13 protein-coding genes are annotated in these 13,734 nt (G+C 66.0%); 9 read left to right on the forward strand and 4 right to left on the reverse strand.

The window, feature by feature from the left end; translation table 11 throughout:
- Positions 1 to 10 precede the first annotated feature (10 nt).
- From G4Z14_RS15275 to G4Z14_RS15285, 3 genes are read left to right on the forward strand one after another with little or no spacing between them, the layout of a single operon-like run.
- Entirely contained in the window at positions 11 to 1,093 is a 1,083-nt protein-coding gene (locus G4Z14_RS15275) for an ABC transporter ATP-binding protein (RefSeq protein ID WP_164627275.1), read from the forward strand.
- A 4-nt stretch (positions 1,094 to 1,097) separates the two neighbouring features.
- Positions 1,098 to 2,024, forward strand: coding sequence for an ABC transporter permease (locus tag G4Z14_RS15280; RefSeq protein ID WP_164627277.1), 927 nt, complete (start codon positions 1,098 to 1,100; stop codon positions 2,022 to 2,024).
- 12 nt (positions 2,025 to 2,036) lie between these two features.
- A complete protein-coding gene (locus G4Z14_RS15285; RefSeq protein WP_164627279.1) occupies positions 2,037 to 2,903 on the forward strand; it encodes an ABC transporter permease in 867 nt (288 codons plus the stop codon).
- A 133-nt stretch (positions 2,904 to 3,036) separates the two neighbouring features.
- On the opposite strand, the gene G4Z14_RS15290 is transcribed toward G4Z14_RS15285, so the two are convergent.
- Positions 3,037 to 4,413 carry an NAD(P)/FAD-dependent oxidoreductase gene (locus G4Z14_RS15290; protein WP_164627281.1) on the reverse strand — a complete coding sequence of 459 codons (1,377 nt, stop codon included), beginning with the start codon at positions 4,411 to 4,413 and terminating at the stop codon, positions 3,037 to 3,039.
- 62 nt (positions 4,414 to 4,475) lie between these two features.
- On the reverse strand, positions 4,476 to 5,360 hold the full coding sequence (locus tag G4Z14_RS15295) for a LysR substrate-binding domain-containing protein (protein ID WP_164627283.1): 885 nt from the start codon (positions 5,358 to 5,360) through the stop codon (positions 4,476 to 4,478).
- Positions 5,361 to 5,476: 116 nt separating this feature from the next.
- On the opposite strand from G4Z14_RS15295, the gene G4Z14_RS15300 reads away from it, so the two are divergent.
- From G4Z14_RS15300 to ribD, 3 genes are all read left to right on the forward strand, one after another.
- Positions 5,477 to 6,697 (forward strand): acyl-CoA dehydrogenase, encoded by a 1,221-nt coding sequence (locus tag G4Z14_RS15300; protein ID WP_164627285.1) that lies wholly within the window; start codon positions 5,477 to 5,479, stop codon positions 6,695 to 6,697.
- A gap of 253 nt (positions 6,698 to 6,950) precedes the next feature.
- Positions 6,951 to 7,418, forward strand: coding sequence for a transcriptional regulator NrdR (gene nrdR, locus G4Z14_RS15305; RefSeq protein WP_164627287.1), 468 nt, complete (start codon positions 6,951 to 6,953; stop codon positions 7,416 to 7,418).
- A 14-nt stretch (positions 7,419 to 7,432) separates the two neighbouring features.
- Positions 7,433 to 8,512: a bifunctional diaminohydroxyphosphoribosylaminopyrimidine deaminase/5-amino-6-(5-phosphoribosylamino)uracil reductase RibD gene (ribD, locus tag G4Z14_RS15310; RefSeq protein WP_164627354.1), complete on the forward strand. Its 1,080-nt coding sequence runs from the start codon at positions 7,433 to 7,435 to the stop codon at positions 8,510 to 8,512.
- A gap of 109 nt (positions 8,513 to 8,621) precedes the next feature.
- Here the strand turns inward: ribD and G4Z14_RS15315 are convergent, their stop codons facing one another.
- On the reverse strand, positions 8,622 to 10,256 hold the full coding sequence (locus G4Z14_RS15315; protein WP_164627289.1) for an amidohydrolase: 1,635 nt from the start codon (positions 10,254 to 10,256) through the stop codon (positions 8,622 to 8,624).
- A complete protein-coding gene (locus G4Z14_RS15320) occupies positions 10,253 to 10,741 on the reverse strand; it encodes a MarR family transcriptional regulator (protein WP_164627291.1) in 489 nt (162 codons plus the stop codon). The genes G4Z14_RS15315 and G4Z14_RS15320 overlap by 4 nt, the downstream gene beginning before the upstream one ends.
- 99 nt (positions 10,742 to 10,840) lie before the next feature.
- On the opposite strand from G4Z14_RS15320, the gene dctP reads away from it, so the two are divergent.
- From dctP to G4Z14_RS15335, 3 genes are read left to right on the forward strand one after another with little or no spacing between them, the layout of a single operon-like run.
- Complete coding sequence (dctP, locus tag G4Z14_RS15325) at positions 10,841 to 11,866, forward strand: TRAP transporter substrate-binding protein DctP (protein ID WP_164627293.1); 1,026 nt, start codon at positions 10,841 to 10,843, stop codon at positions 11,864 to 11,866.
- Positions 11,867 to 11,869: 3 nt separating this feature from the next.
- The gene (locus tag G4Z14_RS15330) at positions 11,870 to 12,376 is read left to right on the forward strand and encodes a TRAP transporter small permease (RefSeq protein ID WP_164627294.1); all 507 of its coding nucleotides are present in this window, start codon (positions 11,870 to 11,872) and stop codon (positions 12,374 to 12,376) included.
- Positions 12,373 to 13,731 (forward strand): TRAP transporter large permease, encoded by a 1,359-nt coding sequence (locus tag G4Z14_RS15335; protein WP_164627296.1) that lies wholly within the window; start codon positions 12,373 to 12,375, stop codon positions 13,729 to 13,731. Before G4Z14_RS15330 ends, G4Z14_RS15335 begins: the two co-directional genes overlap by 4 nt.
- Positions 13,732 to 13,734: the final 3 nt, after the last annotated feature.

Genomic DNA, 13,734 nt, shown 5'->3' on the forward strand with positions numbered 1-13,734 from the left:
AAGACGGTCCATGAGTGCAGGGATTGATCTTGAAGGCGTGTGCTGCGATTTCGGCAGCTTTCGCGCGGTTGACAATGCCAATGTGTCGATCAGGCCGGGCGAGTTCTTTTCGTTCCTTGGGCCGTCGGGCTGCGGCAAGACCACGATCCTGCGGATGATCTCGGGGTTCATCGACCCGACGCAGGGCGCGATCAAGATCGGCGGCAAGGACATGAAGGGCCAGCGCCCGAACCAGCGGCCGACTGCGCTGATCTTTCAGAACCTCGCGCTGTTTCCGCTGATGCCGATCTGGGAGAACATCTCCTTCGGGCTTGAGGTGCGCGGCGTCGACAAGGCCACCCGGCGCAAGAAGGCCGAGGATTTGCTGAAACTTGTCGATCTGCCCGGCGCGGCCGACAAGATGGTCAGCCAGTTGTCCGGAGGGCAAAAGCAGCGCGTGGCGATCGCCCGGGCGCTGGCGGTAGAACCGGCCGTGATGCTCCTGGATGAACCGCTCTCCGCGCTCGATCTGAAACTGCGCCAGCACATGCGGGCCGAGTTGCGCGCCATCCAGAAACGGACCGGCGTGACCTTCATCTACATCACCCACGACCAGGGCGAGGCGCTGGCGATGAGCGACCGGGTGGGCGTGATGAGCCAGGGCCGCATCCAGCAGGTCGCCGATCCGCGCGACATCTACAACAACCCGGTGAACGGCTTTGTTGCCTCTTTTGTCGGAGAAAACAACATCTTCGAAGGCACGGCTGGCGCGGCGTCCGAAGGGCTGGCGCGGTTTGACACCGCGCATGGCGCCTTCCGCGCCCGACTTGCGCCCGATGCGGCGGGCAAGCCGGTCAAGCTGTACGTCCGGCCCGAGCATACAGTGCTGACGGCGACGGCGGCTTCGGAAAACTCGGTCCCGGTCACAGTGTCCGAGGTTTCGTTCGAGGGGGCCTTCATCTCGGTCCATTCGGTCAGCGATCACGGCCAGACCATCACCGCCGAGATCCGCAACGACGGTTCGGCCACCGTGCCGCAGGTCGGCAGCAAGCTGCATGCCAGCTTTGAGGCCGCCCGTGCCGCGCTGCTGCCTGACGCGAATGTAAGGGGGTAAGCCGATGCAAGACCTCCTGCGCCGCTACGGGCCGGGGCTGACCGGGCTGATCTGCCTTCTGGTCGCCTTCTGGCTGGTGATGCTGGTCATCGTGCCCAACGTCACCTTGTTCGAACAAAGCTTCCGCCCCTATCTGCCGGTCGTCGATATCGGCGGTCCGAAAGACACCTACAGTTTCAGGAACTACCTCAAGGTGCTGGACGGCGCGACCGAGACCAGCCTTTTCGGCATTGCCTTTTCAGTCCCGGTGCATGTGAAGACCTTCTTCCAGACCATCTGGTATTCGATGGTCGTCACCGTGGTCTGTTTCGCGCTGGCCTATCCGCTGGCCTATTACATGGCCAAGGTGGTGCGCCCGAGAACCGTGCCGACGCTCCTGCTGCTGCTGTTCGTGCCCTTGTGGGTCTCCGAAGTGCTGCGCGCCTTTGCGTGGTGGATCATTCTGGCCTTCAAGGGGCCGTTGAATGTGCTGTTGCAGGGGCTTGGCCTGATCGAAGATCCGATCCGCTGGACCAACATGGGCTACACCGGCGTCATGGTCGGGCTGGTCTATACCTATGTGCTGTTCATGATCTTCCCGATCTACAACGCGGTGTCCTCGCTTGACACCAACCAGATCGAGGCGGCGGATGATCTGGGCGCCTCGTGGTGGCGCATCCATTGGCGCATCGTGCTGCCCCATGCCAAGCCCGGTATCGCCTCGGGCGCGGTCATGGTGTTCATGCTGTCGGCCGGCTCGCTTCTGGTGCCCTCAATCCTTGGCTCCACCACCTCGCAATGGTTCACCCAGACCATCGACCAGTGGTTCAAGGACGCGCTCGACTGGAACACGGCCAGCGCCTATGCCTTCCTGCTTCTGCTGCTTTGCACAGTCTTCGTCTCGGTGGCGATGAAGGTGTTCAAGGTCAAGCTGTCCGATATTGCGAAATAAGGGGGTGGGATCATGCACAAGCTTCGACTGAACCTCCTGCATCTCTACATGGGCCTCTTTCTGGTCTACATGCTCGCGCCTCTCGTCGTCATGTCCGGCGCGGCCTTCAATGACAGCAAGCTGCCCTCGATCGTGCCGTGGAAGGGCTGGACCGGCAAATGGTTCTCCGAGATGATCGCGGATGAGCGCATGATGCTGGCCTTCGCCAACACGCTTTGGGTGGCGGTGGCGGTGGCGGGGATTGCCGTCCTCATCGGCACGGCGGCGGCCATCCTCATCAACTCGGTCTCGGGCAAGGTGCGCACGGCGCTTTACGGCATGATGATCTCGACCATCCTCATTCCCGGCGTGGTGATCGGCATCTCGACGATGATCCTGTGGACCAAGATGGGCAATGCGCTGGGGACCGAGTTCTTCCTGTTCAATCCCGGCCTGCATCTTTCGGTGCTGGGGCAGGTCAGCTACATCGCCGCCATGGTGATGCTTCTGGTGCTGGCCCGGCTGCAAAGCTTTGACGCCGGGCTGGAGGAGGCGGCGCTGGACCTTGGCGCCAGCCACGGGCAGGTGATGCGCCGTATCCTGCTGCCGCACCTTTACCCCGCCATCGGCGCGGGGGCGGCGGTGGCCTTCTTCCAGTCGATCGAGAACTTCAACGTCACCCAGTTCACCCGCGGCGGGGCCGATACGCTGACGGTCTATGTGTTCTCCAAGGTGCGCTCGGGCATCACCCCGACGATCAACGCGCTGGCCTTCCTGCTGATCATCGTGACGCTGGTGCTGGCGGTGGCCTATGAGCTGAACCGGCGCCGCAAGGCGCATGAGGAAGCCGCCCGCGAGGCCGAGGCCCGCCGCGCCGAGGCGCTGGAGGAAGCCCTGTAATCCAGCGGAGCCGCCGGTCCTGAAACAGGACCGGCGGCACGGCTTTTGTTTAAGGGCAGGGGCGTTGCCCCTCTGCGCATGCGCGCATTCACCCCAGGATATTTGCGAACAGATGAAAGGCGGGTCCGGTTTTCTAGTGCCGCCCGGTGATCCAGTTGCCGAAGGCGGCAAGGCGCGAGGGCTTGCCGCGCAGCCGGGCCTCGCGGCGGTCGGCGATGCCGAAAAGCTGGTACATCATGTGGATGCCGAGCCAGCGGAAGGGTTCCGGCTCCCATTGCCGGACCCGGCGGTTGACCCAGGGGTGGCGGGTGAGGGCGGTGTCGCGGCCAAGCGCGAGGTCGGCCAGCGTGCGACCGGCGAGGTTCGAGGTGGACACTCCGACGCCGACATAGCCGCCCGCCCAGCCAAGCCCGGTGTCGCGGTCCAGCCCGACGGTCGCGCACCAGTCACGCGGCACACCGATCACCCCGCACCAGGCATGGTCGATGGGGTATTTCGCGGCCTCGGGAAAATGTTCGTGCAGGACGGCGGTCAGGCGGGCGATGGTTTCGGCGTCGGGCGCGCCATTGGCGTCCATCTTTGAGCCGAACTTGTAGGGCACGCCGCGGGCGCCCACAGTGATGCGGCCTTCGCGGGTGCGCTGGCAGTAGCAATAGGCGTTCTTCATGTCGCCGATCAGCTCATGCCCGTCCCAGCCGATCCTGGCCCAGGCCTCGGGCGGCAGCGGCACAGTGGCGATCTGCGCCGAATTCAAGGGCACCCAGTCGCGCTTGTGGCCTTCGATGCCGGCGGTGAAGCCTTCGGTGCAGCGCAGGATGATCGGGGCGGTGACGGTGCCTTTCGTGGTCACCACCTGGCCTTTGTCATAGCTGACGACCTCGGTGCCCTCGACGATTCGCGCGCCCCTGCGCTCCACCGCTTGCGCCAGCCCGCGCACCAGTTTTGCCGGCTGCACCCGCGCCATGCCGCTGACCACCATGGCGCCCAGAACGCCCGGCACGCTGATGCGCTGCGCCACTTCTGCGGGGCTGAGTTCGCGCACCCGGTGGCCGTCGCCCCAATGCCGGCGATGGGCGATTTCCTCCTGCATGCGCTGGAGTTGCGCCGGGTTCGTTGCCACCATCATCTCTTCCGAGGGCAGGATGTCGGCGTCGATGCCTTCGGCGGCGCAGACCGCGGTGATCTCGGCCACGGTGCCTTCGAGGTCCTTGACCATCTCCAGCACTGCCGCGCGCGAGGTGGCGGCGGCATAGCGTTCGTGGTTCCAGGCGAAGGTGCCCATGCACCAGCCGCCGTTGCGCCCCGAGGCGCCAAAGCCGGCGAATTCCTTTTCGATCAGCAGCACCTTGAGATCCGGCTTTTCCTGCAGCAGATACCAGGCGGTCCAGAGCCCGGTGAAGCCCGCCCCGATGATCGCCACATCGGCCGTGGTGTCGCCTTGCAGCGCGGGCCGGCGAGTTTCGGGCAGGCCGATGTCGGCATACCAGAACGACACGTCACCGATCTTCATGCGGTAGCCTCCCTTGCGTTTGCCGCATGCTGGCGCTGCGTTTGATCAAACGCAAGGGGGCCTCAGCCGATTTCGCCTTTCAGCCAGCGCCGGAACGACTGCAAGGGCGCGCGTTCGGCGCGGTCCTTCGGCCAGACAAGGTAATAGCTGCCGGTCGAGGCGATGGCGGGGCCGTAAAGCGGCACGAGGCGGCCGGACTCCAGTTCGCGCTGGATCAGGTAGGTCGGCATCAGCGCCGCGCCAAGGCCGTGGATCGCGCCCTGCATCATGGTGGCGAACTGGTCGAACAGCATGGCGGGGGGCCGCAGGCCGGCTTGCCCGTGGTGCGCCAGCCAGCGGCCCCAGTCGCCGGTGCGGCTTTCCAGTTGCAGGAGCGGCAGGGCCAGCACGTCCTCGGGCCGGGGCAGGGGGGCGGGCGCCAGCGACGGGGCGGCGACCGCCAGCATGTCCTCTTGCATCAAGGGCAGGTAATCGACGCCCGGCCAGTCCTGCCGGCCATAGTGGATCGCGGCGTCGAACTGGCTGGCCTCGAAGTCGAAGGGCTTCAGCCGGGTCGAAAGGTTCACCGTCACTTCCGGGTGCTGGCCGGCGAACCGCGCCAGACGCGGGGCGAGCCAATGCATCCCGAAAGCCGGCAGGATGGCGAGGTTCAGCGCCCCGCCGCCGGGATTGGCGCGCAGGGTCAGCGTCGCCTGCCCAAGCCCCGTCAGCAGCCGCCGCACCTCGCGGCAATAGTCGCGCGCGCCTTGCGTCAGTTTCAGCCGGTGCTTGTCGCGCTGAAACAGCGCCACGCCGAGTTGGCCTTCCAGCACCTGCAACTGACGGCTGACTGCGCCCTGCGTCAGGTTCAGCTCCTCGGCGGCGGCGCTGGCGCTGCCAAGCCGGTCCACCGCCTCCAGCGCCAGAAGCGAGGGCATCGAGGGCAGGTAGCGACGCGAGACGAGCATTCAGGCCTCCTTTGGCATATGAGATTTCCTCATGGAGTATTGCCCCTGTTTCGCTAGGGCCAGCGGCAGATTCGTGCAATAGACTTGTGCAAATCTCATTCCTTCTGGAGGCCAAGATGCTCGACAAACCCAAGCTGAAAGCCAAGGACGCCCCCGATCTCGGCCGGTTCGACTGGGAAGACCCCTTCCGTCTGGAAGACCAGCTGACCGATGAGGAGCGCATGCTGCGCGACGCAGCCCGCGCCTATGCGCAGGACAAGCTGCAACCGCGCGTCATCAAGGCCTTCCGCGAGGAATCCACCGACCCGGCGATCTTCCGCGAGATGGGCGAGATGGGGCTTCTGGGCGTCACCGTGCCGGAGGAATACGGCGGGATTGGCGCCAGTTATGTCGCCTATGGCCTGATCGCGCGGGAAGTGGAGCGGGTGGATTCGGGCTATCGCTCGATGATGTCGGTGCAGTCCAGCCTCGTGATGTATCCGATCTATGCCTATGGCACCGAGGCGCAGCGGCAGAAATACCTGCCGAAACTGGCCATCGGCGAGTGGATCGGTTGCTTTGGCCTGACCGAGCCCGATGCGGGCTCAGACCCCGCCGGGATGAAGACCGTGGCGAAGAAAACCGCCAACGGCTATGTGTTGAACGGCGCGAAGATGTGGATTTCCAACGCGCCCATCGCCGATGTCTTCGTGGTCTGGGCCAAGTCGGAAGCCCATGGCGGCAAGATCAAGGGCTTTGTACTGGACAAGGGCATGAAGGGCCTGTCCGCGCCGAAGGTCGGCGGCAAGATTTCGCTGCGCGCTTCAATTACCGGCGAGATTGTCATGGACAATGTCGAGGTTGGCGAAGACGCGCTGCTGCCGCATGTCGAAGGCCTGAAAGGCCCGTTCGGCTGCCTCAACCGCGCCCGCTATGGCATTTCCTGGGGCGTTCTCGGCGCGGCCGAATTCTGCCTGCACGCCTCGCGCCAGTATGGGCTTGACCGCAAGCAGTTCGGCCGCCCGATTGCCCAGACCCAGCTTTACCAGCTGAAACTGGCGAACATGCTGACCGAGATTTCGCTCGGCCTGCAAGCCTCGCTCCGCGTCGGCCGGCTTCTGGACGAGGCGAATGCCGCACCGGAAATGATCTCGATCGTCAAGCGCAACAACTGCGGCAAGGCGCTGGATGCGGCGCGCTGGGCGCGCGACATGCACGGCGGCAACGGCATTCAGGAGGATTTCCAGGTCATCCGCCATATGGTGAACCTTGAGACCGTGAATACCTATGAGGGCACCCATGACGTGCACGCGCTGATTTTGGGCCGCGCCATCACCGGGCTGCAGGCGTTTTTCTGATCGCCCCCTGCGGTGGGTTCCGCCCCACCGCTTCGCCCCTGAAATCCCACCACAAGGTCCGGACCCCGCAAGGTTCCGGGCCTTTTGCATCTCCCCACCTGAGTCTTGCCCGCAACAGATGCGCCCCCAGATGCGGTATCGGCAACTTTCCGCTACCCGAGATCACGGGGCCGCCCCTATAGTCGGCGCAAGATCACGGGGGCATACCCCCGGGCTTGAGGCAGGACACCAGGAACAAGCTAGGAGGGAGCCGATGCGCTGCCCATTCTGCGGGAACGTCGATACGCAAGTGAAGGACAGCCGTCCGGCGGAGGACCATGTGTCGATCCGCCGCCGTCGCTTTTGCCCGGCTTGCGGGGGGCGCTTCACCACCTATGAACGCGTGCAACTGCGCGACCTTGTGGTCGTGAAATCGTCCGGCAAGCGCGAGGATTTCGACCGCACGAAGCTGGAACGCTCGATCCGCATCGCCATGCAGAAGCGGCCCATCGACCCCGAACGCATCGACCAGATGATTTCCGGCATCGTGCGGCGGCTGGAATCCCTGGGCGATACCGACATCCCGTCCAAGACCATCGGCGAGATCGTCATGGAAAGCCTCGCGCGGATCGACACGGTGGCCTATGTGCGTTTTGCCAGTGTTTACAAGAACTTCCAGGCGGCGGACGACTTTGACCGCTTCGTGAGCGAACTCCGGCCGAACCCGGCCAGCGACGAGTGAGCGACGCTCAGCACATGACCCATGCCCTGCGCCTTGCGGCGCGGGGCCTTGGCAATGTCTGGCCCAATCCCGCGGTGGGCTGCGTCCTGGTGAAGGACGACCAGATTGTCGGGCGGGGCTGGACCCAACCCGGTGGCCGCCCCCATGCCGAGCGCCGGGCGCTTGATCAGGCCGGGCCGCGCGCGGCGGGCGCCACCGCCTATGTCACGCTGGAGCCTTGCGCCCATCACGGCCATACCCCGCCCTGTGCGTCAGGTCTGATCGCCGCCGGCGTCGCGCGGGTGGTGACGGCGCTGACCGACCCGGACCCGCGCGTGTCGGGCAAGGGCCATGCGATGCTGCGCGCCGCCGGGATCGAGGTGACCGAAGGCGTGATGGCCGCCGAGGCGGCCCGCCTGAACGCCGGGTTCCTCAAGCGCGTGACGCGGGGGCTGCCCTTCGTCACCCTGAAACTTGCCACCACGCTTGATGGCCGGATCGCCACGGCCTCGGGCGAGTCCCGCTGGATCACCGGGGCGGCGGCGCGGCGGCATGTGCATCTCTTGCGCCTGAGCCATGATGCAGTGCTGGTGGGCGCCGGAACGGCGCGGGCCGATGACCCGGACTTGACGGTGCGTGACATGGGGGTAGTGCGCCAGCCGGTGCGCATCGTGTTCGACAGCCGGCTCAGCCACCGCCCGGACAGCCGGCTTGGCCGCACGGCGCGGGAAAACCCGGTCTGGATGGTGCATACCGCCGCAGCGCCGCCCGACGCCCGCGCCGCATGGGCGGGCACCGGGGCCGAGCTGATCGAGGTCGCCGCGACCGCCGCAAGGCAGGTGGACGCCACCGCCGCCCTGCAGGCGCTGGCCGCGCGCGGGCTGACACGCATCCTGTGCGAGGGCGGTGGGCAACTGGCGGCAAGTCTTGTCGCCGGGGGACTTGCCGATGATCTGGCCAGCTATCAGGCCGGCGCGCTGATCGGGGCCGATGGCCGGGCAGGGTTTGCCGCGCTGGGTCTGGCCGCGCTGGCCGAGGCCCCCCGCCTGACCCTGCGCGAGGCCTGTGGGCTGGGGCCGGACCGCTACAGCCTGTGGTCCTTTCCGCAAAGCTAGGAAATCGCGCCGCGCCTTCGCAAGGCGAAGCCGCGGCAAGGGTGTTTCTCGCCTCTGGCCTGCGGCCAACCGGCTCGGCCGGATTGGATATTTGGGCCAGTCTGAAAGATCAGACCGCGCCGTGGACCAGCCGGCCTTCGAACAGCGTGGCCTCGGGGCGGGTGCCGGCGATGTCCTCGGGGGAAAGCCGGTCAAGCGGGCGGGCGAGCACGATCAGGTCGGCTGAGGCGCCGGGGGTGATCTGGCCGGTCTGGCCCTCCAGACCCAGCGCCCGGGCGGCGTTGCGGGTAAAAAGCGGCAGGGCCTGCGCCAGCGGGATCGCCTCATCGGGGGCGACCGTGCCGGGATAGGTGCCGGTCGGATCGCGGCGCGAGATCATGCCGGCAAGGCCGGTCCAGGGGTTGGCATCCAGCGCCGCGGCGGGCCAGTCGGAGCCGTAGATCACCTCGGCGCCATGGGCCAGCAGGCTGCGGATCGGGTGGCATTGGTCGACCCGCGCATCGCCCAGCACGGCGCGCTGGCCCGCCGTCACCGGGTTCGGCATCCAGAGTTTCGGCGACACCTCGGCCACCGCCCCCAGCGCGGCAAAGCGCGGCAGATCGGCGGGGGCGATGAAATTGGCATGGGCGATTTCATGGCGCAGGCCCGAGGCCCCGTTGGCGGCCCGCGCCGCCGCAATCGCATCCAGCCCGGCCTGCACCGCCCGGTCGCCGACCGCGTGCATCTTCACCACATAGCCCGCGGCGTCGAGCGCGGTGACCTCGGCATTCAGCCGGTCCGGCTTGAGCAGCAGCATGGCTTCGGGATCGTGATTGGTGGGGTCGCTGCCCGGGTAAGGGGCAAGGAAGGCCGCCGTGCGGGCAATCGGCACGCCGTCGAGGAACAGCTTGGCAAAGCCGGTGTGCAGATGCGGGCTTTGATGCGCCGCGCGCAGGACGGCGAGGCTCTCCATCTGCACCCAGTCTTCGGAGAAGGGCGAGAAGCGTGTCAGATGCGCGCCGACGTGCAGGTCAAGCGCGCCGGCGCGGTCGGCCTTGGCATAGGTGGCGAGTTCGGCGGCGAAGGCCATCGGCTCCTTGAAGCCGGTGATGCCGAGGCCGTGGAAATAGCCCGCCATATGCTGCACCGCGCGGTCAAGCTGCGCCGCGGTCGGCTCCAGAAACCGCTGCACCGCCGCGCCTGCAGTTTCGATCAGGATGCCGGTCGGCGCCCCGGTGCTGTCGCGTTCGATCTGGCCGCCCGCCGGATCGGGGCTGTGCCGGTCGATCCCGGCCAGCCGCAAGGCCGCCGAATTGACCCAGAGGTTATGCTGCGAGACATCCTTGACCACCACCGGATGATCGGGGGCAAGGCGGTCGAGCATCTCGGCCGGGCGGGCGCCAAGGCCCGGCCGGTCGAAGGGGCGCCACGGCCCGGCGATGATCCAGTCGCCCGGCGGGGTGCGGGCGGCGCGGGCGGCGATGCCGTCGAGAACCGCTTGCAACGGGGCGCCAAGGCCGGGGAACACCTCGAAAAGGTCGCGGCAGGCGCCCCAGAGCCCGTGGGTGTGGCTGTCGATCAGGCCGGGCATCGCTGCGCGGCCCCTGAGCGCGATGCTGCGGGTTGACGGCCCGGCGAGGCGCGCCAGATCATCGCCAACCGCAAGGATGCGCCCGCCGGCAATCGCCACGTCGCGCGCGAAAGGCCGGGCCGGGTCCATGGTCAGGACATGGCCGCCGGTCAGGATCAGGTCCGGGGCGGTCATGCCGGCTCTCCCGGCAGGTCGGGCAGGACGCGGGGCAGGTCCGGCAGCGCCTCGGCCACCTCGCGCAGGCGCACCAGCATCTCGACCAGCCGCGCCAGATCCTCGCGGCCATAGACCGCCTCGATGTCGCGGTAGACCGCTTCGGAAATCACCGCGATCCGGTTGAAGGTGCGCCGCCCTTCCTCTGTCAGCGTGAGCAGCCGCCGGCGCGCATCGCTGCCAGGGACCGTCTCGATCAGCCCGCGGTCCTGCAAGCCCGTCAGAAGCCGCGAGACCGACGGCTGCATCAGCACGCAGCGGTTGGCCAGCGTGGCGACGTCCAGCGGTTCGCCCGCCGCCAGCGCCCGGATCACCCGCCATTGCGGCTGGGTCAGTCCGGCCGCGTCGGTATGCGGCTTGAACTTGTGGGCCGTCGCCTGCCGGGCGCGCAGGAGTGCAATCGGCAGCGAGCTTTCAAAGCCGCGCATCGTGCTGGGGCTGGTCATCGAGCACCTCATCGGACTTGACTATATAACGTGTTATTGATTAACCTGTTATGCAATAAATAATCAAGCGGGAAGTCCCGCCACACCAGGGAGAATGACATGCGCAAGATGACTGCCGCCGCGATCCTGGCCTTCATGGCCGGAGCCAGCCCGGCGATTTCCGAAACGACCATCGTTTTCAACAACTTCCTCGCACCGAACGATGCGCTCTGGACCGATGTGATGGCGCCCTGGATTGCCGACATCGAGGCCGCGACCGAGGGGCGGGTGAAATTCACTGTCCCCGATTCGTCTTTGGCGCCGCCGCCGGAGCTCCTCAATTCCGTCCAGCAGGGCGTGATGGACGGGGCGTTTTCCATGGTCGGCTTCGCCCGCGAAACCAATCCCGAACTGCAAATGCCGCTCTTGCCGATGACCTATTTCGGCGACAAGGAAACCTCGGTCGCGCTCTGGCGCACCTATGAGCAGTTCTTCAAGGGCAAGAACGCGCTGAAGGATGTCGAGCTTCTGGGTCTTGTCACCACCCCCGCCAACAGCCTGATCTCCATGGACGCGACGAAGCCGATCGACAGCCTCGCCGCCATGGCCGGACTGAAGATGTGGTCGCCCCCCGGCATCCCGGCCGAGGCGCTGACCGCCGCCGGGGCTGTGGTTTCGCCCGGCCCGGCGGTCAGGATGCACGAGGTGATCTCGGGCGGGGTTGTCGACAGCTTTTGCTGCATCAACTTTGAATCGCTTGAGGTCTTCGGCGTGATCGATTTCGCCAAGGCATCTACCGAAGTGCCCGGCTCGATCTTTGCCCCGGCCTTTGCCGTCTATGTCCGCTCGGATGTCTGGGCCACGATCAGCCCCGAGGATCAGGAAAAGATCCGCGCCGTCTCGGGTGAGGCTTTGGCCGCCCGCGCCGCCGGGGGCGATGACAAGGAAACCGCTGCACGCGAACGCGCACTGGCTTCGGGCAAGACCATCACGCCCGCGTCGGATGCCTTCGTGGCCGAGCTTACCGCGGCCTTCGCCCCGGTGAAGGATGCCTGGATCGCCTCGGTTCAGCCCATGGGCATCGACGGCACGGCCGCCCTGGACTTCTACATCGCCGAGCAAGCCAAGATCGCTGAGGGGAACTGAACGATGGCGCGACTGTGGTCAGGTATCGAAAGGGGGCTGGAACTGGTGATCTGTCTCAGCCTCATTGCTATGGTCGCGCTGACCGTTCTTGACGTGGTGGGGCGCTATTTCTTCAACGCCCCCCTGTCGGGCGGCTATGAGATTTCGGAAATCCTGATGGGATTGACGGTCTTTGCCGCCTTGCCGCTGGCCAGCCGGGCGGAAAGCCATCTGGCCATCGGTCTGCTGACCGATCGGCTGACCGGCAACGCCCGCCGCTGGCACCGTATTGTTATTCTTGTGATTTCCACCGCTGGCCTTGGTTTCATCGGCTGGCGGATGACGGTGCAGGCCGGGATCATGTACAGCTCCATGGCCTCCACCGGTTCGTTGCGCCTGCCACTTTGGCCTGTGGCCGGTGCCATGGCGATCCTGGGGTGGCTGTCTTGCCTTGTGACGGCGGTGCTTCTGGCCCGCGCGTTGGCCGGGCTGGACCGCGACCTGCATGCCGCGAAAGGGTCTCTGGAATGATCGTCTCGATAATCGGCTTTGCCGTCATGCTGTTCCTGCTGTTTGCAGGCGTGCCCCTGGGCTTTGCGCTGATGTTCGTCGGTCTGGTCGGTTTTGCCTATGTGCGGGCCGACATGGTGGGGCAGGCGCTGATCTCGTGGGGCGAGGCAGGGCTGGAGTTCAACATGCGCGCCATCAACGGTGCCTTGGTGATGACCGGCCAGCAAATGTATGATCAGGTCACGCTTTACAGCTTTACCGTCATTCCGCTGTTCATCCTGATGGGCGCGCTCATCAGCCGCGCCAATCTCGCGCACGAACTTTATGACGCCGCCAACGGCTTTGTCGGCCATTTCCGCGGCGGGCTGGCGATGGGAACCGTGGTGGCTTGCGGTGGCTTCGGGGCGGTCTGCGGGTCGTCGCTGGCGGTGGCCGCCACGATGAGCCGCGTCGCCATGCCCTCGATGCGGCGCTATCGCTACGATGACGGGTTGTCGGCGGGGGCGATTGCGGCGGGCGGCACGCTGGGCATCATGATCCCGCCTTCGGTGCCGATGGTGATCTATGGCATTCTGGCCGAGACCGATATCGCGAAACTGTTCATCGCGGGTATCCTGCCGGGCATCCTCCTCATGGCGCTCTTTTCTGGCGCCATCGCCTGGACCACCTGGCGCCACCCCGAGCAAGGCCCCCCCGGTGCCCGCACGCCATGGCCGCAGCGCCTGCGGCTTCTGGCGCGGGTCTGGGGCGTTGTGCTGATCTTTGTCATCATCATCGGCGGCATCTATGGCGGGCTTTTCACCCCGACCGAGGCCGCAGGTATCGGCGTCACCGCCGCCGGAGCCTTTGCCATTGCGCGCGGCAAGCTGTCGTGGCGGACGCTTTGGGAAAGCCTGATCGAAACTGGCGTCACCACCGGCATGATCTTTGTCATCTCGTTCGGTGCGGTGATCTTCGCCAATTTCGTCAACCTTGCCGGGTTCACCGGCGGGATTTCCGATTTCCTCATCGGGCTTGAAATCTCCCCCATGGGCATCGTCATCGCCATCTGCCTGATCTACCTCGTGATGGGCTGCATCTTTGACAGCCTGTCGATGCTGATCCTGACGATCCCGATCTTCGCCGCCATCCTGAAACCGATGGGCGTGGACATGATCTGGTTCGGCATCGTCGCCGTCATCACCGTCGAGATGGGGCTGATTACCCCCCCGGTCGGCCTTAATGTCTTTGTCGTCAAGGCCACCATCGGCGACATCAGCCTTGGCACCGCCTTCAAGGGCGTCTGGCCTTTTGTCGCCGCCATGGCGTTGGGGCTGATCCTCGTCCTGATCTTCCCGCAGATCGCCACTGTCCTTCCCGGCCTGATGGGGCGCTAGAAC

The organism is Tabrizicola oligotrophica (assembly GCF_011008935.1).
Classification (GTDB): domain Bacteria; phylum Pseudomonadota; class Alphaproteobacteria; order Rhodobacterales; family Rhodobacteraceae; genus Tabrizicola_A; species Tabrizicola_A oligotrophica.

Coding starts and splice junctions, on each gene's coding strand:
- ribD (WP_164627354.1), top strand. CDS start 7,433: ATGACCCATGCCCTGCGCCTTGCGGCGCGGGGCCTTGGCAATGTCTGG.
- G4Z14_RS15285 (WP_164627279.1), top strand. CDS start 2,037: ATGCACAAGCTTCGACTGAACCTCCTGCATCTCTACATGGGCCTCTTT.
- G4Z14_RS15335 (WP_164627296.1), top strand. CDS start 12,373: ATGATCGTCTCGATAATCGGCTTTGCCGTCATGCTGTTCCTGCTGTTT.
- G4Z14_RS15280 (WP_164627277.1), top strand. CDS start 1,098: ATGCAAGACCTCCTGCGCCGCTACGGGCCGGGGCTGACCGGGCTGATC.
- G4Z14_RS15290 (WP_164627281.1), bottom strand. CDS start 4,413: ATGAAGATCGGTGACGTGTCGTTCTGGTATGCCGACATCGGCCTGCCC.
- nrdR (WP_164627287.1), top strand. CDS start 6,951: ATGCGCTGCCCATTCTGCGGGAACGTCGATACGCAAGTGAAGGACAGC.
- dctP (WP_164627293.1), top strand. CDS start 10,841: ATGCGCAAGATGACTGCCGCCGCGATCCTGGCCTTCATGGCCGGAGCC.
- G4Z14_RS15295 (WP_164627283.1), bottom strand. CDS start 5,360: ATGCTCGTCTCGCGTCGCTACCTGCCCTCGATGCCCTCGCTTCTGGCG.
- G4Z14_RS15275 (WP_164627275.1), top strand. CDS start 11: ATGAGTGCAGGGATTGATCTTGAAGGCGTGTGCTGCGATTTCGGCAGC.
- G4Z14_RS15320 (WP_164627291.1), bottom strand. CDS start 10,741: ATGACCAGCCCCAGCACGATGCGCGGCTTTGAAAGCTCGCTGCCGATT.
- G4Z14_RS15315 (WP_164627289.1), bottom strand. CDS start 10,256: ATGACCGCCCCGGACCTGATCCTGACCGGCGGCCATGTCCTGACCATG.
- G4Z14_RS15300 (WP_164627285.1), top strand. CDS start 5,477: ATGCTCGACAAACCCAAGCTGAAAGCCAAGGACGCCCCCGATCTCGGC.
- G4Z14_RS15330 (WP_164627294.1), top strand. CDS start 11,870: ATGGCGCGACTGTGGTCAGGTATCGAAAGGGGGCTGGAACTGGTGATC.